We start from the raw sequence: 22,906 nt of genomic DNA, 5'->3' as shown, positions 1-22,906 counted from the left end.
TTAAGCCGTCGCGATAGCGACTACGCCGAAGCCAATCAGTACAGCGAAAATCGTCGCAGTGATGATCAAAGCATACTTTAGATTTAGTTCCATAAGCACCTCCATATACGCTTAACAAAAAAATAACACTCGAACAGAAACCATTCAATTTATGCGCTTTTTTTGTATCCAAATATGACGTTGGTATCACAATTAGATTAGTTTAAATGAAAGGATATGCGTATAGGTAAAGTAAAATTAAGCATTTTACTCTGACCTTCATCCAAGCTACTTAGTTAAGCTAGCAAGCATTTTTGAATCTATCCCGAAAGCGTGCCTATCTAGTAAAAAAGCGAGATTGACGCTCAAAAATCAGTCAGACACACTAGAGAATGAAATAGTTTATTATTTCGACAATACCAAATATTCATAACAAATATCTCAAAACAAGCCCAAGCAATCACCACAAAACACTCAACAAATGTTCGATAAGCAATTTATTCACCATAAGAATACTATTTATTAACAGTTACAATCTATTGCCATAACCGAATTAAATCGTTAGTCTTTACCCCACGCGTAGCTGATAGTTTCAGAATGCGCAAACACACATCGTAAAATAAAGAACAATATTCTGAGTTTTCTACAGGCTAACAAAATTTTAATTTAAACTTTTGCTAGTTCACGGATGATAGAGCAAGGGTAATTGTGTGATTTTCAGCACATGATTTGTCTCAATCCGGAATTAGGCAATTTAGCCTAAGAAAAGCTTCATATCTCAGGGAGTTGTATACAGGAGTCAACTATGAAGCGAGAACAATGGGGATCCCGTGCTGGATTTATTCTAGCCGCAGTAGGATCTGCTATCGGATTGGGTAACATCTGGCGTTTCCCATATATGGCCTATGAGAATGGCGGCGGTGCCTTCTTCATTCCTTACCTATTTGCCATGCTGACTGCTGGTATTCCATTTATGATTTTGGAATTCAGTATGGGGCAAAAATATCGTGGCAGTGCACCAAAAACCTTATCCAAGATTCATGACAAATTTGAATGGTTGGGTTGGTTCCAAGTTGGTGTAGCAGCGGTGATTGGCGTCTACTACGTTGCGGTTATCGGTTGGGCAATTTCTTACTTTGGGATGTCGTTCACCCAAAGCTGGGGAAGCGACACTAACGCATTTTTCTTTGGTGAGTACCTTCAACTCGGTGGTGACAATTCACCGACCGCACTAGGTAGCATCCAGTGGAAAATCGCAGTAGCCATGTTAATTGCTTGGGCAATTACCTATGCTGCGATAGTAAGTGGTGTAAGAGCGGGTATTGAACGTGCATCTAAAATAATGATGCCAATTTTGTTTATCATGGTCTTGCTACTGATCGGTCGTATGATTTTCCTTCCTGGTGCATTAGATGGCGTCAACTACATGTTTGAGCCTGACTTTAGCAAAATCTGGGATGTGAAGGTGTGGGCCGCTGCTTATGGTCAGATCTTCTTTACGCTAAGTATCGGTTTTGCCATCATGCTGGCTTATTCAAGCTACCTGCCTGAAAAGTCAGACATCACCAATAACGCCTTCATGACGGTATTGATCAACTGTGGTTTCTCTATTCTAGCCGGTATCATGATCTTCTCTGTATTGGGTTATATGGCTCAAGAGCAAGGCAAGCCGCTAACAGAAGTGGTTTCCGCCGGCGTTGGTTTAGCTTTTGTTACGCTACCAGCCGCAATCAACTTGCTACCAGTACCTTACATCTTAGGTCCACTATTCTTCTTAGCGCTTGTTGTTGCCGGTTTAAGCTCACATATCTCGATTATGGAAGCAGTGACCTCAGCAATCATCGACAAGCTAAAATGGAGCCGTAAGAAAGCCGCTAATGTGGTAGTGGGTATCGGTGTTGTCGTCTCAATGGCGTTTGCAACCAACGGCGGTTTGTTACTGCTCGACCTCGTTGACCACTTTGCTAACAATGTCGGCATCATGGTCGGTGCTCTGGTTGAAGTTGTTCTGATGGCGTGGATGCTAAACAAGGTACCAAGTGTACGTGAATACGTTAACGCGACTTCTGATTTCACTATCGGTCAATGGTTTGATGTATGTATGCGCTTCGTAACTCCAGTTATGCTTGCAATCATCTTAGCGACAAAAATTCAGGCGCTGTTGACTGAAGGCTATGGCGGTTACGACCTAACTCTTGGTTGGGTAGTTATTGGGGCACTGTTTGTGTTCGGCTTACTTATCAACGGCACATCACGCAAACCTCAGGAGGCATAAACATGACAACTGGTGCAATTATTATGATGATCATTGGTCTGGGTATCACTTGGGGTGGCGCAGCAATCTGTATCAAACGAGCGATGAACAAACAGTAATTCGCTCCCTAGAGAAATAAAAATGCCGGCATATGCCGGCATTTTTATTCTTAGGTAACAAACAAAACTGAATTCAAAAATGGTATTTCGCACCTAATGCGGCACCGATGCCAAGCTCCCAGCCTTTGTGCATATCAAGTTCAGGCTGAACTTGGCCATACACCTGCCAACCATCACTCACTTGGTAGTTAATTCCTAAAGGTACACGCGCGCCAAAACCATCGTCCCACTCGCCCCATGCTCCTAAACCGACATACCACTCGACAGGCTCTTGGGTATCAAACTTTCCCGTCTTGGCTATATAGTCAAAAGCAGCGCCTTGATTACCGATAATAAAACGATACTGCTCATCAAGCTCAACAACGACGCTGAGCTGTTGGTCAACAGCCAGACCTACCGCTAAGTCAGTCGGTTTATCACTGTTGGCATGTGCCATAAAAGCAGCGGCGAAAAGCAGACTACCTAAAGCCAATTTTTTGTTTGTTGCGGTCATCCCATCACCCTTTTGGAAATTGCTATCTCATTGCCGTCTATTTTGAAGGATGAGAAGTCGAGCAAGTCAGAGCAACGTTAAGTGGCGGCTAAGATAGAGAAAGGAGTCGTGTTAGTTTGATCTTACAATATGCAACGAACGAGACGTGAGTTGAGAGCGTTGAAATGCAGCCAATGAAAAAGGAGGCCGAAGCCTCCTTTGTATACCTATAGGGGAAGGTATAATCTTTTTACGAATTAGTGGTTACGAATCCACTCATCCATATCTGTTTTTAGGTTGTCAGACTTAGTACCGAAGATAGCCTGAACACCACCCGCTACCACTACAACACCTGCAGCGCCTAGCTTCTTAAGCTGGTCTTGGTCAACCGCTGCTGTATCAGCAACTGCTACACGTAGACGAGTGATACATGCGTCTAGACCAGTGATGTTTTCTTTACCGCCGAATGCTGCAACTAGTTCACCAGCCATGTCTGAGCCAGAAGTTGCTGCTGCCGCATCTTCAGATTCGTCTTCACGACCAGGAGTCTTAAGGTCAAGAGCAGTGATTACTGTGCGGAATACTACGTAGTAGATCACAGCGTACACTAGACCAACCGCTACCATTAGACCCATCTTCTGAGAGTTACCCGATAGAACTAGGAAGTCGATTAGACCGTGTGAGAATGAAGTACCGTGCACAAAACCTAGAGTGTTAGCAACAACGTATGCAGAACCAGCTAGTAGAGCGTGGATACCGTATAGGATTGGAGCAACGAATAGGAATGAGAATTCGATTGGCTCAGTAATACCTGTTAGGAATGAAGTCAGAGCTGCTGACGCCATGATACCCATTACTTTCGCGCGGTTTTCTGGTTTAGCACAGTGAGCAATAGCGATTGCTGCAGCTGGTAGACCAAACATCTTGAACATGTAACCACCAGCTAGCTGACCGAAACCGTTGCCCGCTGCGCGAGAAGCTTCGTCTGCTACTAGGTAACAAGTTAGTACGCCGTTTTGAGTTTCGCCTGCTGCGTTCACACAAGTACCAGCTTCGAAGAAGAATGGTACGTTCCATACGTGGTGTAGACCGAATGGAATTAGAGAACGCTCAACTACGCCGTAGATACCGAACGCTAGTTGTGGGTTTTGGTGTGCAGCCCAGTCAGAGAATGCAGAGATTGCACCGCCGATTGGTGGCCATACGATAGATAGAACAACACCTAGGATGATAGCAGCAAAACCAGTGATGATTGGCACTGCACGCTTACCAGCAAAGAAGCCTAGGTATTCTGGAAGTTGGATCTTGAAGAAACGGTTGAATGCCCAAGCAGCCACACCACCGACAAGGATACCACCAAGTACACCTGTGTCGATTTTCTCAACGCCCATGATGCCAGCCATAACACTTAGCGTAGCAACCATGATGCCGTAACCAACGATAGCAGCAAGACCTGCTACACCGTCGTTGTTTGTGAAACCAAGCGCAACACCCACAGCAAATAGCAGAGCCATTTGACCGAATACTGAGCCGCCTGCTTGTTCCATTAGGTTAGAAACGATTTCTGGGATGAAACTTAGGTGAGCAGCACCTACACCAAGTAGGATACCTGCAACCGGTAGCACCGATACTGGAAGCATCAGAGCTTTACCGACTTTTTGCAGGTTAGCAAAAAGGTTCTTAAACATGATTATGCTCCTGAAAGATTATTAGAGTTATCTGGGCTCTAACGGCACACCCCCGTAGCCTAAATGTTAGCACCCAATGAAAATGTAACCACTTGTAACGTTATATTTTCTGCCTCTAAATATATCTTGAGGCTTATCGCATTTGCTAGTGCGCAAGTCATTTTAATTTCAAACTAATAGATAGATCACACGCAAAAACACAAATTTATAAACACAAAATCAACTTAAATCATTGTTTTTCAAAAACTAATTTCATAAAAACATTAATTTTAGCCATCGAATAAAATAAGTCGCAATGTTATTTTTTGTCACAAATTTACAAACGCTTATTTGATGAGCATATAAGTTAACAATGGGTGCTTGTAGGCAACATAAAATCGTTTACATCAAGTTTTGCGAACAAAAAAGGGGCTTTCGCCCCTTTTTTATTACTCAACCGTTTTTTTATCTCAAAAAAAGATTACGGAAGTTTTCGCTGGTTTTTTGCCCAACTTCTGACAGTGCCACGCCTTTTAGCTGTGCAATGTATGCCGCTACCTCAACTACATAAGCGGGTTGATTCTGCTTACCACGGTGAGGGACTGGAGCTAAATAAGGCGAGTCGGTCTCAATCAAGAGACGTTCTAGCGGAAGCGCCTGCACGACTGCTTTCAATTCGGTCGCTTGTCTAAATGTTACGATGCCAGAAATTGAGATATAGAAACCAAGATCCATTGCCGCCTCAGCAAAAGCAAGATCCTCAGTAAAACAGTGAATCACACCACCACACTTTTCTGCGCCGCCATTACGTAAGATATCGAGAGTATCCTGACGAGCATTACGCGTATGAATGATAAGCGGTTTGTTAAGCTCGACGGCTAACTCCACTTGCTGTTCAAAACGCTGCTGTTGCAAAGGTTTGGTTTCTGGTTGGTAGTGGTAATCTAAGCCTGTTTCGCCAATTGCCACTACTTTAGGGTGCTGGGCGTATTGACGCATCAACTCAAACGAAAAATCGCTTTCTACATCCAGTGGATGAACACCACACGATGCATACACGTTATCGAATGGCTCAATCATTTCGATCATATTCGGAAAAGCATCAAGGGTGACGCCAACCGACAATAACTCATTAACGTTCGCGGCTTTAGCTTTCGCCACCACATCTGCGATCCCTTGATGAAGATCTTGATAATCCAATTTATCAAGATGGCAGTGAGAATCTACAAACATGTGTCCCCATTAAATTTAAATAACCAGTCCAAAATCAATAGCTCACGGTTAAGCCCCGTGTGCTGCGTCAACTGCTCAATCAACGTCTGCAATGCTTGCGTCTGTTGGTAGAGTAAATTGTATTCAATTCGCTCAGCTAAAGCTTGTGCGCCGGGCACCGCAGAAGAAAGCTGAAGACCAAAGTGAACCTTCTGCGTATCGGTTAATAAATACCACAACCAAAGCAGAGATTTTTCGATGTCACCACTTAGATCTTTTGCCAGTTTAATCGCATCACCACCCTGACTAACAATCTCTACTAGCTGCTGCTCAATGGCGAGATAGCGCTTCTGCTCATCGTCTTCAATAAATTTAAGCGTACTCAGTGGCGCATTACCATTAATATGCGCGGCATAGCTTGGCACATTTTTCTGAGTTTGCTCAGTAAGCCATGTTGTCAACTCTGCCGCTTCTGGAGGCGAAATATGCCATTGCTGGCAGCGACTGGTGATGGTCGGCAACAACTGACTTGCAGCGCTGCTCACAAGCAAAAACAGACAGCTTGGCGATGGAGTTTCTAGTGTTTTGAGCAATGCGTTAGCAGCGGATTCGTTCATCGAATCCGCCGGTTGGATCACAATCACGCGATACCCCGCCAATTGCGAAGACTCTTGCGCGAGTCGATTGCATTGGCGAATTTGGTCAACAGTGATTGCTTTGCCCTCTTTCTCTGGTTTAATCCAGTGAAAATCCGGATGGTTGTTGGACTCCATCAACTGACAACTGTGGCAAAATCCACAAGGCTCTGCTGCAAAGTTGCTGCACATCACCGCGCGGCTAAATTGAGAGACCAGTTGATCCTCTCCAAAACCAGGCTTAGCGATCAACAAAGCAGCATTAGGAAAACGATCCGCTTCTAAATGCGCCTGCCACTGCTCCCACAATGGCGTTAACCAAGGGTAAAGCTGCGCCATTACAGGTTGTCCAGCCATTGTTCTAGTGCCGCTTGAATATCCGCAGCAACCTTGTCCATAGCCTGCTCGGCATTAATCACTACAATACTCTCGTCGCTATTGGCGATTTCAAGGTAACGTTCACGGGTGCGATCGAAAAAGCTCATATCCATTTTCTCGATACGGTCCAGCTCTCCGCGTCCACGAGCACGCTCTAGCCCTACTCGCGGATCTAGATCTAGGTATAAGGTAAAGTCGGGCTTAAACTCGCCTAGAGTCGTCTCACGCAACGCCTGCATAGTTTGGCGAGGGATCTGACGACCACCACCTTGGTAGGCTTGCGATGACATATCATGACGGTCACCCACTACCCACGTACCATTTGTTAGCGCAGGTTTAATCACATTTTCGACCAGTTGCACGCGTGATGCGTACATCATCAACAGCTCAGTCATATCTTGCAGAACTTCGCCTTCGTGCTCTTGCTTAACCAATTCACGTAACTTTTCTGCCAGAACAGTACCGCCCGGCTCGCGGGTGTGTTGGATAGACTCAATACCACTACGTTTTAATACGTCTAGTACCGCATTGATAGCCGTACTTTTTCCTGCGCCCTCAAGGCCTTCTACAACGATAAATTTAGCTTGTTTCATAAAATTATTTGTTACTTCTTAAATGGCGTAAATAAGCACGAACCGCGCGGTTATGATCGGCTAAGTTCTTCGAAAAGACATGACCACCTTTACCACTGGCAACAAAATAGAAGTAGTTGCTGTCCTCAGGGTTCAGTGCCGCTTTAATCGAGGCTTCGCCCGCCATCGCAATCGGTGTTGGTGGCAGACCAAAAATGACATAGGTATTGTAAGGTGTTGGCGTACGGAGATCTTTCTTGCGAATATTGCCATCGTAGTTGTCGCCCATGCCATAGATAACGGTTGGATCAGTTTGCAAGCGCATGCGCTTGTTAAGACGGTTAACAAATACCGATGCCACTCGCTCACGTTCAGATTCCACCGCCGTCTCTTTTTCAATAATAGAGGCCAAAATTAAGGCATCATACGGTGTTTTCAACGGCAGTTTGTCTTGGCGATTTTGCCAAGCTTCATCCAATACTGACTGCAGTTTATCCGCCGAACGTTTCAGAATGTCTAAATCGGACGTGCCGTATGTGTAATTGAACGTTTCAGCCAGAAATAGCCCTTCCAATTTACTGTGTGTAAGGCCAAGCGATTTCGCGATCTCTTCTTCTGACATCTCACTGGTTTTGTGTTCAAGGTACGGCGCATTTTCTAAAATCGTGCGCCACTCACTAAAACGAGAGCCTTCAACGAAGGTAATCGAAAACTGATGTTCTTTACCGGTTTTAAATAGCTCTAGCGCCTCGGTTAGGTTCATTTGCGGCGTGATAAGATAAGTACCAGCTCGCAGCTGAGTGAGTTCAGGATGGAAATGGCGGATCACTTTCACCACTTCACTACTGGTGATCAGTTTCTGCTCGTTCAACTGAGCTAACACACGCTGAAAACTGGTACCAGGCTTAACGGTAAAGATTTGTTCTTGAGTCAACTGCAACGGCTGGGTAACAAACTGCTCAACCTGCTTAGTTAAATAGAAAAATGCGCCAGCAGCCATAGCGGCAACTAGAACTAACAATAGAGTGATCTTCTTAATCACGGGGACAACATCTCCTGAATACTTCTTGTCAGCTTTCCAATAGGGAAAGACTGTCCTGCAATCCCCGTAATTGGGGCTACGCCTAAAATAGAGTTGGTGATAAACACTTCGTCAGCTCGCAAGAGTTCCTGTAAGCCAAACTCGCCCATCAGGACATGAATCTGATTGCGCTCGGCAAGTTCCAACACCCGCCTTCTGGCAACTCCAGCTACGCCTGACATCGACAAATCTGGCGTATAAAGCACATTGTCTTTACACCAGAAAAGATTCGCCATACTGGTTTCAATCACCTGTTCGGACAAATTTAACACCACACCGTCGGTTAACTGACGTTGATCAAGCTCAGCTTTCACCAACACCTGCTCTAAACGGTTGTTGTGCTTATGCCCGGCAAGCAAAGGATTGAGCCCCAAACGAGTCTGACAAACACCTAACTCTATCCCCTCTTGTTGCCACTGATAATAGTGAGAGGGGAACGCAAAGTCGCTAATAGTAACATTAGGAGCACTGACTTGAGTAGCGCTATAACCTCTGCCCCCTTCGCCACGACTAATATGAAGTTTTAGACCAGCAAGTGCATCGTGACTGGCCGCGCGAGCTAGCCATTTCTCGACCAATTGCCAATCGGGTTGGGCGATTGCCAACGCAGTTAAACAAGCTTGCATGCGCTGCAGATGATAACTCCACCCCTCCACTACTCCATGCCTAGTCAGCATGGTCGTGAAACAGCCGTCACCATATTGAAAAGAACGATCGAGTACAGAGATCGAGTCGGTGGGTTGTCCGTTAAGCCAATACACAATTTGTCCCTACGTATGTTGCCAACCAGAATAAGTATTTGGTCTTTCTTGCAGATCTCTCATTTGCCACATTGGGCAAAAAAAAGGCCTGATAGCAAAAGCATCAGGCCGTTTTATCACAGATTCGGATCAGTTTCTTGCTTAAATTTTCTTAAATACAAGTGAACCGTTAGTACCGCCGAAACCAAAAGAGTTACAGATAGCGTATTCCATATCGACTTTTTGAGCCACATGTGGAACTAGGTCGATATCTAGACCTTCTTCTGGGTTGTCTAGGTTGATCGTTGGTGGAACGATTTGGTCAACTAGAGACAACACGGTGATGATAGCTTCAACTGAACCCGCTGCACCTAGTAGGTGACCAGTCATTGATTTCGTTGAAGATACTTTAACTTGCTTCGCACCTTCTTCACCAAGTGCACGTTTAACGCCTTTGATTTCCGCTACATCGCCTGCTGGCGTTGATGTACCGTGAGCGTTCACGTAACCAACTTGAGTACCAACGATACCCGCGTCACGCATTGCCGCTTCCATCGCTAGCGCACCACCTGAACCGTCTTCACTTGGTGAAGTCATGTGGTAAGCATCGCCAGACATACCAAAGCCAACTAGCTCTGCGTAGATCTTAGCACCACGCGCTTTCGCGTGTTCGTACTCTTCAAGTACCATCATGCCAGCACCGTCACCTAGAACGAAACCGTCACGATCTTTATCCCATGGACGAGAAGCCTTTTGTGGCTCATCGTTACGAGTTGAAAGTGCTTTAGCCGCACCGAAACCCGCCATGCCTAGTGGCGTAGAAGCTTTTTCTGAGCCACCCGCTACCATTGCATCAGCATCACCGTAAGCGATCATACGCGCAGCATGACCGATGTTATGCAGACCTGTTGTACACGCTGTTGAGATAGCGATATTAGGACCACGAAGACCACGCATGATAGATAGGTTACCTGCAACCATGTTTACGATGGTTGATGGTACGAAGAATGGGCTAACTTTACGTGGACCTTTATCAACTAGTGCTGTGTGACCAGTTTCAATTAGGTCTAGACCGCCGATGCCTGAACCGATCGCAACACCGATGCGCGCTGCGTTTTCTTCGTTAACTTGTAAGCCTGAATCGTCTAGAGCTTGGATACCAGCTGCAATGCCGTATTGGATGAATAGATCCATTTTACGAGCATCTTTTTTAGACATGTACTCTTCGCAGTTAAAATCTTTAACTAGACCTGCAAAGCGAGTAGAGAAATTAGTAGCATCAAAGTGCTCGATATTAACGATACCACTTTGACCTTCTAGCAGGGCCTTCCATGATGATTCTACAGTGTTGCCTACCGGTGACAACATACCCATGCCAGTGACAACAACACGACGCTTGGACACGATTTTATTCTCCGGAAATGAAATGATTCTATGAGAGATATAGAAGAGTTATAAAAAAACTCAGGCGGCCAGAAGGCCGCCTGGGGGGAGATATTACTGAGCGCTGTTCACGTAGTCGATTGCAGCTTGAACAGTAGTGATCTTCTCAGCTTCTTCGTCTGGAATCTCAGTGTCGAATTCTTCTTCTAGAGCCATTACTAGTTCAACAGTGTCTAGAGAATCAGCACCTAGATCGTCAACAAATGAAGCTTCGTTTTTAACTTCTGCTTCGTCTACACCTAGCTGTTCAACAATGATTTTCTTTACGCGTTCTTCGATGTTGCTCATTTTTTCTTTTCCTTTACAGATTTCGCTCAATGCGATGATTCCGTAGTTTATTAGAACTATTGAAAGTTGCAAGGGGGACCTTGCTGGTCAAACCACAATTTTAGCGATTTTAACCGAAATTCAATACATTTTTGACTTATATCATGCACAAATCTTGTGCAAGCTAATAGCAAGTTTCACAGTTTTATGGCGAGAAGCTTACATATTTCCCGCCAGTTGTGTTCAAACTTAGCTATTAAACCATATACATGCCGCCGTTAACATGCAAAGTTTCACCTGTGATGTATGCCGCTTCTGGCGATGCTAAAAATGCAACAGCCGATGCAATCTCACGAGGGTCACCTAGACGACCTGCAGGTACGTTCGCTAACGTTGCTGCACGTTGGTCATCATTTAGCGCTTTAGTCATATCTGTTTCGATAAAACCAGGCGCTACAGTGTTAACCGTTACGCCACGAGAAGCCACTTCACGTGCCATAGATTTAGTAAAACCAATCACACCCGCTTTCGCTGCAGCATAGTTAGTTTGACCTGCGTTACCCATAGTACCAACAACTGAACCCACGTTGATGATGCGACCAGCGCGTTTTTTCATCATGCCACGTAGAACCGCTTTAGACATGCGGAAGATTGGCGTTAGGTTAGTATCGATGATGTCATTCCACTCATCATCTTTCATGCGCATCAGTAGGTTATCGCGTGTGATACCTGCGTTGTTCACTAGGATATCAATCACACCAAACTCATCATTGATGGTTTTTAGTGTTGCTTCAATAGACTCAACGTCAGTTACGTTTAGAGCAAGACCTTTACCGTTCTCACCTAGGTACTCACTGATAGCAGCTGCGCCGCTTTCAGAGGTTGCCGTACCGATTACTGTTGCGCCACGCTCAACCAAAAGTTCAGCGATTGCACGACCAATACCACGGCTAGCACCAGTTACTAGGGCAATCTTGCCTTCTAGATTCATCATTTTTGCGTTCCTTATGCTTACGTCAGCTGATTATTTTGCCGCTTCTAGAGAAGCCACATCGTTTACAGCCGCTGCATCTAGCGTTTTAACGATACGTTTAGTTAGACCAGTTAACACTTTGCCTGGACCTACTTCTAGCAATTTCTCAACGCCTTGCTCGCTCATTAGCTGCACGCTCTCAGTCCAACGTACTGGGCTGTATAGCTGACGAACTAGTGCATTTTTGATCTTCGCAGGATCAGTTTCTGCCACTACATCAACGTTGTTGATAACAGGTAGCTGAGGCGTGTTGAATTCGATCTCTTCTAGTGCAACAGCAAGCTTGTCTGCTGCTGGCTTCATTAGTGCACAGTGAGATGGAACTGAAACAGGAAGTGGTAGTGCACGTTTAGCACCCGCTTCTTTACAAAGTGCGCCAGCGCGCTCTACTGCTTCTTTGCTACCAGCAATAACTACTTGACCAGGAGAGTTGAAGTTTACTGGTGAAACAACATCACCTTGAGCCGCTTCTTCACAAGCTTTAGCAATTGACTCATCATCTAGACCGATGATCGCAAACATTGCGCCCGTACCCGCAGGTACTGCTTCTTGCATTAGTTGACCACGTAGCTCAACCAATTTGATTGCTTGTTTAAAATCGATAACACCCGCACATACTAGCGCTGAGTATTCACCTAGGCTGTGACCCGCTAGGTTTACAGGCTGCTCAAGACCAAGCTCTTGCCATACACGCCAAATCGCCACTGAAGAAGCCAGCAGTGCAGGTTGTGTGCGGTGAGTTTGGTTAAGATCTTCTGCAGGACCATTTTGAACCAATGCCCATAGATCGTAACCTAGTGCATCAGACGCCTCAGCAAAAGTTTGTTTTACTACGTCATATTGTTCGCCAAGCTCAGCAAGCATACCTACAGCTTGTGAACCTTGACCTGGAAATACGATAGCAAACTTGCTCATGTTGTTTTCCTTAAAACAAAGAGAAGAAAGAAGATGCACCTAAGTGCATCTTAAATTGAAATCCTGTACTTAGAACTTAACTAGCGCTGAGCCCCAAGTAAAACCGCCACCAAACGCTTCAAGTAGAAGAGTTTGACCGCGTTTAATACGACCATCACGTACCGCTTCATCTAGTGCCGTAGGCACAGTTGCTGCTGAAGTGTTGCCGTGTTTATCAAGGGTTAGCACCACCTGATCAAGCGACATAGAAAGCTTCTTCGCTGTCGCAGAAATAATGCGGTAGTTTGCTTGGTGAGGCACCAACCAATCTAACTCAGATTTGTGCATGTTGTTGGCTTCAAGCGTGTCTTTCACTAGCTTAGAAAGCTGTGTGACTGCCACTTTGAAAACTTCGTTACCCGCCATGTGCAGCCACTTATCGGCATCTTTACCGCGTTCAGGGACAGGCAGGCTTAACAGGTCACCGAATGCACCATCAGCAAAGATGTGTGTAGAGATGATTCCTGGCTCTTCACTCGCGCCCAGTACCACTGCACCAGCTGCATCACCAAACAAAATGATGGTTGAGCGGTCAGTTGGGTCACAGGTTTTTGAAAGCGCGTCGGCACCAATCACTAGCACATTTTTACACATGCCCGTTTTAATGTGCTGGTCTGCAACTGACAGCGCATAAACAAAGCCTGAACAAGCCGCTGCCAAATCGAATGCTGGGCAACCTTTAATATCCAGTTGCGCTTGAACCTGACAGGCAGCAGAAGGGAAAGTGTGGCTACCACTGGTTGTCGCAACGATAATAAGATCGATGTCATTTTTATCGATGCCTGCCATATCAATCGCATTCACAGCAGCATGATAACCCATGTCGGCAACGGTTTCGTTTTCAGCAGCGATGCGGCGCTCTTTGATGCCCGTACGTGCAACGATCCACTCGTCGGTTGTATCTACCATTTTCTCTAAGTCTGCGTTAGTACGCACTTGAGATGGCAAGTAGCTGCCAGTACCTAAAATTTTGCTAAACATGAAGACTAATAATGCCTCTCGAGTAAAACCGCTTCCAAACGATCGCTTATACGGCTTGGTACCTGTCGTTTGACCTCGTGTAGGGCTTCGCCGATGGCATTCACGACCGCCTCTACATCTGCACTTCCGTGGCTTTTTATTACAATGCCGCGCAATCCTAGCAAACTTGCACCGTTATACTGGTCGGGGTTCAATGCTTTTAGTTCATTAATTAACCCAGAAAACAGTTTTCTTGCAATCCAACCCTTTATAGATGAGGCCATCATATAGTTTTTCAACTTATCTATAAAAAGCTGGGCTGTTCCTTCGCTGGTCTTGAGACAAATGTTGCCTACAAAGCCATCACACACTACGACATCCGCGTAATCATTAAACAACTGATTACCTTCAATATAACCAATGAAATTCACCGATTCAGTCTGTGATAACATTTCTGCACAGCGTTTGACAAGATCATTGCCTTTAATTTCTTCCGCACCAATATTTAAGATCGCCACTTTCGGTGGTCTGCCTAAATACTGCTCAGCCAAGGCACTTCCCATCACAGCAAACTGAAACAACGAGTCGGCATCACTTGATACATTCGCGCCAAGATCAAGCATCCATGTGCGATTGCCTGAAACCGTTGGCAATGCTGAAATCAACGCTGGACGTTCGATACCCGGTAACAGTTTAAGACGAAAACGCGACAGTGCCATTAACGCGCCAGTATTGCCCGCGCTAACACACGCGTCCGCCTGACCAACAGAAACGAGATCAATGGCTTTGCCCATCGAGCTATTTTGGCCGTTACGAAGTGCGAGGGAAGGTTTTTCCGAATTGGAGATCACTCGGTCACAGTGTTTAATACTCAAGCGAGTATCTGGCTGATAACCAAGAGAGGATAATTGAGTTGTGATCGAAGTCCGATCACCTAATAAGATCACTTTTAGCTCTGGGAAATGCGACAGTGCCTGCACGGCGGCAGGCACTGTTACGCGAGGACCGAAATCCCCGCCCATTGCATCAAGTGCAACGGTAATATTTTGCAAAGGTCAACCTTACTTGTTGATAACCTTCTTGCCGCGGTAGAAACCTTCAGCAGTCACGTTGTGACGTAGGTGAGTTTCACCTGAAGTTGCGTCAACTGATAGTGCAGCTGTAGTTAGCGCATCGTGTGAACGACGCATACCACGCTTAGAACGTGTTTTACGGTTTTGTTGTACGGCCATGGACCCTACTCCTATGTTAGTTCCTAAAGAATTACTTCTTTAAGCTTTTCAAAACATCGAATGGATTCGGTTTCTCTTCCACTACCTCTTCTGGAAGTTCGCCAAACACCATGTTATCTGAATCAACGCTACAGTCCGCATCATCGTGCATCGCCACTTGAGGCAAGTTTAGAATGAACTCGTCTTCAACTAACTGTATTAGGTCAATTTCACCGTACTCGTTCAGATCTACCAAATCGTACTCTTCCGGTGCGTCCTCTTCACTTTTCTCGTTATAGTAAGGAGTATAAGTGAATTGAACTTCGCACTCATGTGCGAAAACCTCATTACAGCGTTGACACTCTAAATCAACTTCGATGTTAGCTTTACCAGAGATAACAACGAGTCGCTGTTCATCTAACCCAAATGACAGTGACACTTGAGCGTCGCGTTTAACGCCTTCGACCGATTCCTCTAAGCGCTTAAAAAGACTGACCTGAATAATACCTTCATAATCTAGTCGTTTCTGAGCTGCTCGTGCCGGATCAACCGTTCGCGGTATTTTTACCTTTTGCATAGGGCGCGAATTCTATCTTCCAAATCGTTTAGAGTCAAAGAAAAAGGGTAAAAAGTTGTACTTTTTTTCCTTTCTGCTGCTAAGGCTAGGCTAACAGTCATAACTTCGATTATGCTGCTTTCCAAGCAAGGTTCGATTGTAAATTAAAATGACAAATTACCAACTAGTTTTAGCCTCCACTTCGCCATTTCGTCAGCAACTGCTCAATAAACTAGCAGTGCCATTTATCACCGCGACACCAAATTGCGATGAAACGCCACTCAATAATGAAACGCCGATTGAGCTCGTACTGCGTCTTGCCGAGGGCAAAGCGAAGTCTTGTCAGGTCGAACACGAAAGCTTAGTGATTGGCAGTGATCAAGTGTGTGTTATCGATGGTGAAATTATTGGTAAACCTCATACGCGCGGCAAAGCGATTGAGCAATTAACTCGCCAAAGTGGCAAAAGCATCACTTTTTACACCGGTCTTGCGCTGTATAACTCAAAAACCGACACAGTCACGTCTAAGCTAGACACTTTTACCGTGCACTTTCGCCAATTAACTCAACCGCAGATCGAAAATTACGTCGATAAAGAAGAGCCGTTCTTCTGTGCTGGTAGTTTTAAAAGCGAAGGGCTTGGTATTGCCCTATTCGAGCGCTTAGAAGGTAAAGACCCAAATACGTTAGTTGGGCTACCGCTGATTGATTTGATTGATATGCTTGAGGCGGAAGGTTTCAAGGTTTTGTAAAAAGAAAGGTCGCTTGATGCGACCTTTCTTTTTTTGATGAGGGAAGACAGAACGCTTCACTACGGAACACTTCGTTACGGGTAAGACGCTATCTATTCCGTTACCCGTGAGTCAGTATTATTGCTGACGTTCTGTAAACCAGCGCCAATGCGCTGAGCGTTCGCTAGTCAAGCAAGCTTTCTCAGCCCTACCAACACTTTCTCAAGCTTGTCGCCCATTGGCGCGTTGATTTCCATCTGCTCTTCGCTGCCTGGGTGAACAAACTTAATATTTGCTGCGTGCAGGAACAAACGGTTGAGACCCACTTTAGCGGTGTAGGCATCAAAGCGGCGATCGCCATAACGATCATCCCATGCAATTGGGTGACCCGCATATTGGGTGTGCACACGAATTTGGTGGGTACGACCGGTAATTGGACTTGCTTCGATCAAGGTTGCGTCAGCAAATTTTTCCAGCACTTTAAAACGGGTTTCCGACGGTTTGCCGTTCGGGTTAACACGAACAATGCTGTTGACTTCATTTTTAAGCAGCGGCGCGTTGACCACTTTACAGCTTGGCTTCCACTCGCCCATGACCAATGCAAAGTAGTACTTCTGTACCGTTTTCTCACGGAACTGTGCTTGCAGGTGACGCAGCGCTGAACGCTTTTTCGCTACCAACAAGATACCTGAGGTATCACGGTCAATACGATGCACCAACTCCAAAAAACGGGCTTGTGGGCGCAGCGCGCGCAATGCTTCAATCGCACCGAACTTCAAACCGCTACCGCCATGCACTGCAGTACCTGATGGTTTGTTAAGAATCAACATATGTTCATCTTCATAGATAATCATATGCTCTAACTCTGCCACCTTGTTTAGCTTGGTACTTGGTGCTGTTTCTTCCGCTTTTTCTTCCACAGTGACTGGTGGAATACGCACAAGATCGCCAGCTTGCAGTTTGTATTCAGCTTTGACACGTTTTTTGTTTACGCGTACTTCTCCTTTACGAAGGATGCGGTAAACCATGCTTTTTGGGATGCTTTTTAGATGATTGCGTAGAAAATTATCAATACGCTGACCAGCCATGTCAGAATCGATGTCGACAAACTGGACTTGGGTTCTTATTTCACTCATGCGGCTATTCTATCACTCAATGGTGCGCAAAATCACATTTTCTTGGCAACAAACGGTCAGTTTACTTGTTTTCGATCGAACTACGAACTGTTTTTCAGCCACCCAATTATAAAACCGATGTTATCTCAACCAAAAGCATTAAAATACAGCCAGTTAGTAAAAATAAAACCAGATTATTTAGCGATTTATTATAAAGCAGATTGCTGTGTTTAGTGGGTACTGCTATAGTTCACACCTGCATTGATTGATTTGGTTGACTTTTGTACTAACCAAACCAACAAAGCGATAAAAAGAGTAGATTGCTAATAAATAGAAAGTGCAGCAAACGGCGTAAGACCTTTCGAACATTAGCTTACTTGTTGCTCTACTCGTCACCTTTCATGTTGAGTAAATTCCGCCGATATCGCGGCTCACAAGCAGAGTTTGTGAGAACTGGAGTGCCCCAGAGCATCCCTCCAGCCGGGAGGCTGCACCGTTCAAACCATGGGATCTGGCACCGTGAAAGAGAAAGCTAAGCAACAAGCACATAAAAAATGACAACGAGATTTTTAAATGAAAAGAATGCTAATCAACGCAACTCAAAAAGAAGAGTTGCGCGTTGCTTTAGTGGATGGTCAACGCCTATTCGATCTTGATATCGAAAGCCCTGGTCATGAATCCAAAAAAGCAAACATCTACAAAGGACGTATCACTCGAATCGAACCTAGTCTTGAAGCTGCCTTCGTAGACTACGGCGCAGAAAGACACGGTTTCCTCCCTCTCAAAGAAATTGCTCGCGAATACTTCCCTGAAGGTTACACCTACCAAGGCCGTCCAAGCATCAAAGAAGTGCTTACTGAAGGTCAAGAAGTAATCGTACAGGTAGAGAAAGAAGAACGTGGCAGCAAAGGCGCTGCACTAACTACGTTTATCTCTCTAGCGGGTAGTTACCTTGTATTAATGCCAAATAACCCTCGCGCTGGCGGTATCTCCCGCCGTATCGAAGGTGATGAGCGCACGCAACTAAAAGCGGCACTAAGCACTCTAGAACTGCCTCAAGGCATGGGTCTTATTGTTCGTACAGCTGGCGTTGGCAAAAGTGCAGAAGAGTTAGAGTGGGACTTAAATGTTCTTCTAAACCACTGGGGCGCAATTAAACAAGCGTCTGATTCGAACCCAGCACCTTTCCTAATTCACCAAGAAAGTAACGTTATCGTTCGCGCGATCCGGGATTACTTGCGTCGTGACATCGGTGAAATCCTAATCGACAGCAACACTATGTTTGAGCGTGCGCTTGACCATATCCGTTTAGTTCGTCCAGATTTCGTTAGCCGTGTTAAGAAGTACGATGGTGAAGTGCCGCTATTTAGCCACTACCAAATCGAAAGCCAGATTGAGTCTGCGTTCCAACGCGAAGTTCGTCTGCCTTCTGGTGGCTCTATCGTAATCGACCCAACTGAAGCACTAACTTCAATCGATATCAACTCTGCTCGCGCTACTAAAGGCGGCGATATCGAAGAGACAGCGCTGAACACCAACCTAGAAGCAGCCGATGAAATTGCTCGTCAGCTACGTCTACGTGACCTTGGTGGTCTAGTGGTTATCGACTTTATCGATATGACACCAGTTCGTCACCAACGCGAAGTTGAAAACCGTCTACGTGATGCTGTTCGTATGGACCGTGCACGCGTACAGATCGGTCGCATTTCTCGCTTTGGTCTACTTGAGATGTCTCGTCAACGTCTAAGCCCTTCTCTAGCAGAAGCAAGCCACCATATCTGTCCTCGCTGTACAGGTACTGGCGTTATTCGTGACAACGAATCTCTTGCACTTTCAGTTCTTCGTCTGATTGAAGAAGAAGCACTAAAAGACAATACGTCACAAGTTCTGGCTGTTGTTCCTGTGCCAATCGCTTCTTACCTACTGAACGAAAAACGTCGCTCGGTAAACCATATCGAACGTAACCAAGAAGTGAAAATTACGGTTGTTCCTAACTCTGATATGGAAACACCGCACTTTGAAGTGATTCGTGTTCGTGAAGGCGAAGAAGTTGATCTACTTTCTTACCTACTTCCTAAAAAGCTTGAAGCAATGAAGGAAGCAGAAGGTAAAGAAACACCTGACACAGAATACAAACCGAAGAAGATTGAAGAGCCAGCACTGAAAGGTTTTGCAGCTCCTGCTCAATCTGCGCCAGCGCCAGCACCAGTCGCAAAAGCTCCAGCAGCCAAAGCACCGGTGCAACAGGCAGAAGCTAAAGATGAGCAACCTGGTCTATTCGGACGTTTCTTTAAAGCTCTAGGTGACTTCCTATTTGGTTCTAACAAAACAGAAGAGCCGAAGAAAGAAGAAACGACTGAGAAAGAAAAACCAAATCGCAATAACCGCAATCGTCGCAACAACCGCAATGAGCGTGGTGATCAGCGCCGTCGCAACAACCGTGATGGTAACCGCGACTCTAATCGTGACAGCAACCGCGACAACCGTGAAGACAAACGCGATAACAAGCGTAAGCCAGCACGCGATGAAGCAAACACTGAGCAGAAACAAACTGAACGTAAACAGCAAAACCGTAAGCCTAAGCAAGAGCGTCGTAACAAGCGTGAAGATGCTAAGCCAAGCAAAGTTGCTGAAGAAGGTCTAAAACTTGCTGCTGAAGCGCAAGTTGAAAAGCCTGAAGCTCGCGTTGAAGAGAAAGCTGCGAAAGTAAAAGAGCGTCGCCAACGTCGTAAGCTTAACAAGCAAGTACGCGTTAAAGACCAACAAGCCGCAGCGGAACAAGTGGAAGAAACTCCAGTTGAGCAAGTAGTTGAAACGGCAGCGTTTGAAGCAACTCAAGCACCAGTGAAAGCTGAGCCAGTTGTTGAAGCAAACGACAACGACAATGAAGCACAAGAAGGCAAACAACGTCGTAACCGTCGTTCTCCACGTCACCTACGTGCAAGTGGTCAGCGCCGCCGTCGTGGTCGTGATCGTCGCCCTAACCCATTCCGCCTGCGTAAAGGTGGTGTAGCCTCTCCTGAGATGGCTATGGGTAAAGTAATGCCACGTTACGATCTAGCAAAACCAGCACCTCGCTCTCAACAACATAAAGAGCAGCCTGTTGTAGCCGCTGAAGTGGCAACAACTGAAGTGACCGCAGTTGCAAACGTCGCGACGCTAGGTGGCTTCGCGTGTCCTGAAATGGCAATGGGTAAAGTTATTATCCGTCGTGAGCAACCAGTGGTTGAAGCAGTGGTAGAAACGCCAGTTGAAGCTGTTGTTGAAACCGTCGTTGAGCCAATCGTTGCTGAGGTTTTAGAAACAGCACCAGTGGTTGAAGCGCCAGTTGTAGAAGCAGTAGAAGAAGTAGCTCCAGCAGTAGAAGAAGTTGTGACTTCTGAAGCAGTCGTTGAGCCAGCAGCAGAAACTGTCGCGCCGCAAGCAGTAGTTGAAGAAGTTGTTGAAACTCCGGCTGTCGCTGAAGCAGCAGTTAAAGCGCCGCTAGCACAAACTGTGAAAGCTCACGCAAGTGCACCAATGGCAAAAGCGCCAGGTACTCAAGAGCTTAAAGAAATCACTATCAATGCAGCGCCGTTACGCACTGAACGCTACCAGCCAAAAGGCGCAGGTAGCCAAGTAGCCAAAGCGCAAGCAGGTGCGGGAATGACGAAACCAGCAGGTTTCTAATCTCACAGCCCACTCTGAAAGGCTGCTAGCAATAGCAGCCTTTTCTTTTACTTAAAAATTCTCTTTATCGATAACAAATATTTAGCATTTTTATCGGTTTACATCTGGTTTATTCTTGAACTTAATCACAGTTTTCGGTAGCATGCGCCGACTCGAACTGAATTATGATTTAGTCACTCTGCTCTTTTAACTTCCATTTTGCTTCAGTGACTTATCTAGAATAAATTCACCCTATAACCGAGTAGTATCTCGATACTTGGATATAGTAATAAACACTTAGCCTAACTGAGCAAATATGTTTGAATTTCCACAATTTTCAAAACACTCTGTAAAAAACGACGTGTTGTCAGGCTTAACGGTTGCACTCGCTTTAGTTCCTGAAGCAGTAGCCTTTGCCTTTGTTGCTGGCGTTGACCCAATGGTTGGTCTTTACGCGGCATTTATCGTAGGTTTAGTTACCTCAATCTTTGGTGGTCGCCCAGGTATGATTTCTGGTGCAACAGGCGCGATGGCTGTTGTAATGGTTAGCCTAGTGGCAACGCATGGTGTGCAATACCTTTTTGCCGCGATCCTACTGGCAGGTATTCTGCAAATCACTGCTGGTCTGTTTAAGCTGGGTAAATTTATCCGTATGGTGCCGCATCCAGTAATGATCGGTTTCGTAAACGGCTTGGCGATTGTTATTTTCTTAGCTCAGCTTGGTCAGTTTAAAGCACCCGATCTCAGTGGCGCACTTACCTGGCTACCAGGCGACCAAATGGCGCTTATGCTAGGTCTGGTTGCGCTAACCATGGCAATTATCCACTTCTTGCCAAAACTGACTACTGCTGTACCGTCATCGCTGGTTGCGATCGTAACTGTTACTGCGCTCGTAGTTGGCTTGGATCTAGAAACGCGCACCGTGGTCGACTTCCTACGCACTATGTCTGGTGATGAGGCAGCGACGCTGGCTGGCACACTACCAACCTTCTCTATCCCAGAAGTACCGCTAACGCTTGAAACGCTGCAAATCATTCTGCCATACGCGATTATTCTTGCGGCAATCGGTCTAATAGAGTCACTACTGACACTGACCGTATTAGATGAGATGACCAACACACGTGGTCAATCGAACCGCGAATGTATGGGTCAAGGCCTTGCGAACATCACTTGTTCGGTATTCGGTGCGATGGGTGGTTGTGCAATGATCGGTCAATCGATGATCAACGTAAACTCGGGTGGTCGTGGTCGTCTATCCGGTATTGTTGCTGCGGTAATGCTACTGGTGTTTATCCTGTTTGCCTCGTCACTGATTGAAATGATCCCACTAGCAGCGCTGGTTGGCGTGATGTTTATGGTGGTAATCGGTACCTTTGAATGGGCAACCTTCAAGCTTGCGCGTCGCGTACCAAAACAAGACTTCTTTGTTATCGTACTAGTAACGGTAGTAACTGTACTGACTGACCTTGCGGTAGCTGTGGCAGTAGGTGTGATTGCTTCAGCACTGATGTTCGCTTGGGAACACGCGAAACACATTTACGCTTCAAGCAAAATCAACGAAGACGGTTCAAAAGAGTACAAAGTTCATGGTCCTATCTTCTTTGGTAGTGCGGCGAACTTCCTAGAACTGTTTGACGCGAAAAATGACCCAAGTGATGTGATTGTCGACTTCGCGAATTCGCGCGTCACCGACCACTCTGCAATCGAAGCAATTGAGACACTGGCAGAACGCTATGCTGCGGTAGGTAAAACGCTGCACTTGCGCCACCTAAGCCAAGATTGTCGTGCCCTGCTACATAAAGCAGGTAGCCTAGTGGAAATCAACGTTAAAGAAGACCCAAGCTACAAAGTCGCGACCGATGTTTTAGCAGGTTAACGGC

Annotated in this window: 22 protein-coding genes; 5 read left to right on the top strand and 17 right to left on the bottom strand. The window is 45.8% G+C overall.

Annotated elements, in window-relative coordinates; genetic code table 11:
- A complete protein-coding gene (gene cydH, locus DPF93_RS17720; protein ID WP_114767411.1) occupies window positions 1–93 on the bottom strand; it encodes a cytochrome bd-I oxidase subunit CydH in 93 nt (30 codons plus the stop codon).
- A gap of 691 nt (window positions 94–784) precedes the next feature.
- Between cydH and DPF93_RS17715 the strand changes: the two genes are divergently transcribed.
- Both DPF93_RS17715 and DPF93_RS17710 read left to right on the top strand, forming a co-directional pair.
- Entirely contained in the window at window positions 785–2,254 is a 1,470-nt protein-coding gene (locus tag DPF93_RS17715; RefSeq protein WP_114767410.1) for a sodium-dependent transporter, read from the top strand.
- Window positions 2,255–2,256: 2 nt separating this feature from the next.
- A complete protein-coding gene (locus DPF93_RS17710; protein ID WP_114767409.1) occupies window positions 2,257–2,352 on the top strand; it encodes a MetS family NSS transporter small subunit in 96 nt (31 codons plus the stop codon).
- Between the two features lie 73 nt (window positions 2,353–2,425).
- Here the strand turns inward: DPF93_RS17710 and DPF93_RS17705 are convergent, their stop codons facing one another.
- From DPF93_RS17705 to yceD, 15 genes are all read right to left on the bottom strand, one after another.
- On the bottom strand, window positions 2,426–2,845 hold the full coding sequence (locus tag DPF93_RS17705) for a hypothetical protein (protein ID WP_114767408.1): 420 nt from the start codon (window positions 2,843–2,845) through the stop codon (window positions 2,426–2,428).
- 236 nt (window positions 2,846–3,081) lie between these two features.
- Complete coding sequence (gene ptsG / locus DPF93_RS17700) at window positions 3,082–4,512, bottom strand: PTS glucose transporter subunit IIBC (protein ID WP_114767407.1); 1,431 nt, start codon at window positions 4,510–4,512, stop codon at window positions 3,082–3,084.
- A gap of 444 nt (window positions 4,513–4,956) precedes the next feature.
- Window positions 4,957–5,724, bottom strand: coding sequence for a TatD family hydrolase (locus DPF93_RS17695; protein ID WP_114767406.1), 768 nt, complete (start codon window positions 5,722–5,724; stop codon window positions 4,957–4,959).
- Complete coding sequence (holB, locus tag DPF93_RS17690; RefSeq protein ID WP_114767405.1) at window positions 5,715–6,677, bottom strand: DNA polymerase III subunit delta'; 963 nt, start codon at window positions 6,675–6,677, stop codon at window positions 5,715–5,717. The genes DPF93_RS17695 and holB overlap by 10 nt, the downstream gene beginning before the upstream one ends.
- The gene (gene tmk / locus DPF93_RS17685) at window positions 6,677–7,309 is read right to left on the bottom strand and encodes a dTMP kinase (protein ID WP_114767404.1); all 633 of its coding nucleotides are present in this window, start codon (window positions 7,307–7,309) and stop codon (window positions 6,677–6,679) included. Before tmk ends, holB begins: the two co-directional genes overlap by 1 nt.
- Before the next feature lie 4 nt (window positions 7,310–7,313).
- Window positions 7,314–8,330, bottom strand: coding sequence for an endolytic transglycosylase MltG (mltG, locus tag DPF93_RS17680; RefSeq protein ID WP_114767403.1), 1,017 nt, complete (start codon window positions 8,328–8,330; stop codon window positions 7,314–7,316).
- Window positions 8,327–9,130, bottom strand: coding sequence for an aminodeoxychorismate lyase (gene pabC, locus DPF93_RS17675; RefSeq protein ID WP_114767402.1), 804 nt, complete (start codon window positions 9,128–9,130; stop codon window positions 8,327–8,329). The genes mltG and pabC overlap by 4 nt, the downstream gene beginning before the upstream one ends.
- A gap of 141 nt (window positions 9,131–9,271) precedes the next feature.
- Window positions 9,272–10,513: a beta-ketoacyl-ACP synthase II gene (gene fabF, locus DPF93_RS17670; RefSeq protein ID WP_114767401.1), complete on the bottom strand. Its 1,242-nt coding sequence runs from the start codon at window positions 10,511–10,513 to the stop codon at window positions 9,272–9,274.
- Between the two features lie 93 nt (window positions 10,514–10,606).
- Complete coding sequence (acpP, locus tag DPF93_RS17665) at window positions 10,607–10,840, bottom strand: acyl carrier protein (protein ID WP_004406112.1); 234 nt, start codon at window positions 10,838–10,840, stop codon at window positions 10,607–10,609.
- A 235-nt stretch (window positions 10,841–11,075) separates the two neighbouring features.
- Window positions 11,076–11,810 carry a 3-oxoacyl-ACP reductase FabG gene (fabG, locus tag DPF93_RS17660; RefSeq protein WP_075648780.1) on the bottom strand — a complete coding sequence of 245 codons (735 nt, stop codon included), beginning with the start codon at window positions 11,808–11,810 and terminating at the stop codon, window positions 11,076–11,078.
- 33 nt (window positions 11,811–11,843) lie between these two features.
- Entirely contained in the window at window positions 11,844–12,767 is a 924-nt protein-coding gene (gene fabD / locus DPF93_RS17655) for an ACP S-malonyltransferase (RefSeq protein ID WP_114767399.1), read from the bottom strand.
- Between the two features lie 69 nt (window positions 12,768–12,836).
- Complete coding sequence (locus DPF93_RS17650; protein ID WP_114767398.1) at window positions 12,837–13,787, bottom strand: beta-ketoacyl-ACP synthase III; 951 nt, start codon at window positions 13,785–13,787, stop codon at window positions 12,837–12,839.
- Between the two features lie 5 nt (window positions 13,788–13,792).
- On the bottom strand, window positions 13,793–14,818 hold the full coding sequence (gene plsX, locus DPF93_RS17645) for a phosphate acyltransferase PlsX (protein ID WP_114767397.1): 1,026 nt from the start codon (window positions 14,816–14,818) through the stop codon (window positions 13,793–13,795).
- A gap of 9 nt (window positions 14,819–14,827) precedes the next feature.
- Window positions 14,828–14,998 (bottom strand): 50S ribosomal protein L32, encoded by a 171-nt coding sequence (rpmF, locus tag DPF93_RS17640; RefSeq protein WP_114767396.1) that lies wholly within the window; start codon window positions 14,996–14,998, stop codon window positions 14,828–14,830.
- A gap of 31 nt (window positions 14,999–15,029) precedes the next feature.
- The gene (gene yceD / locus DPF93_RS17635) at window positions 15,030–15,554 is read right to left on the bottom strand and encodes a 23S rRNA accumulation protein YceD (protein WP_114767395.1); all 525 of its coding nucleotides are present in this window, start codon (window positions 15,552–15,554) and stop codon (window positions 15,030–15,032) included.
- Between the two features lie 148 nt (window positions 15,555–15,702).
- Between yceD and DPF93_RS17630 the strand changes: the two genes are divergently transcribed.
- Window positions 15,703–16,284 (top strand): Maf family protein, encoded by a 582-nt coding sequence (locus tag DPF93_RS17630; protein WP_114767394.1) that lies wholly within the window; start codon window positions 15,703–15,705, stop codon window positions 16,282–16,284.
- A 167-nt stretch (window positions 16,285–16,451) separates the two neighbouring features.
- Here the strand turns inward: DPF93_RS17630 and rluC are convergent, their stop codons facing one another.
- Window positions 16,452–17,399: a 23S rRNA pseudouridine(955/2504/2580) synthase RluC gene (gene rluC, locus DPF93_RS17625; protein ID WP_114767393.1), complete on the bottom strand. Its 948-nt coding sequence runs from the start codon at window positions 17,397–17,399 to the stop codon at window positions 16,452–16,454.
- Between the two features lie 552 nt (window positions 17,400–17,951).
- Between rluC and rne the strand changes: the two genes are divergently transcribed.
- Window positions 17,952–21,047, top strand: a complete 3,096-nt coding sequence (rne, locus tag DPF93_RS17620) for a ribonuclease E (protein WP_114767392.1) — start codon at window positions 17,952–17,954, stop codon at window positions 21,045–21,047.
- A gap of 295 nt (window positions 21,048–21,342) precedes the next feature.
- Window positions 21,343–22,902, top strand: coding sequence for a SulP family inorganic anion transporter (locus DPF93_RS17615; RefSeq protein WP_075648746.1), 1,560 nt, complete (start codon window positions 21,343–21,345; stop codon window positions 22,900–22,902).
- Window positions 22,903–22,906 lie beyond the last annotated feature (4 nt).

Source organism: Vibrio rhodolitus, from assembly GCF_003350325.1.
GTDB lineage: Bacteria > Pseudomonadota > Gammaproteobacteria > Enterobacterales > Vibrionaceae > Vibrio > Vibrio rhodolitus.
Note: the sequence above shows the minus strand (reverse complement) of the source record. Positions and strands in the feature narration are given on the sequence as shown.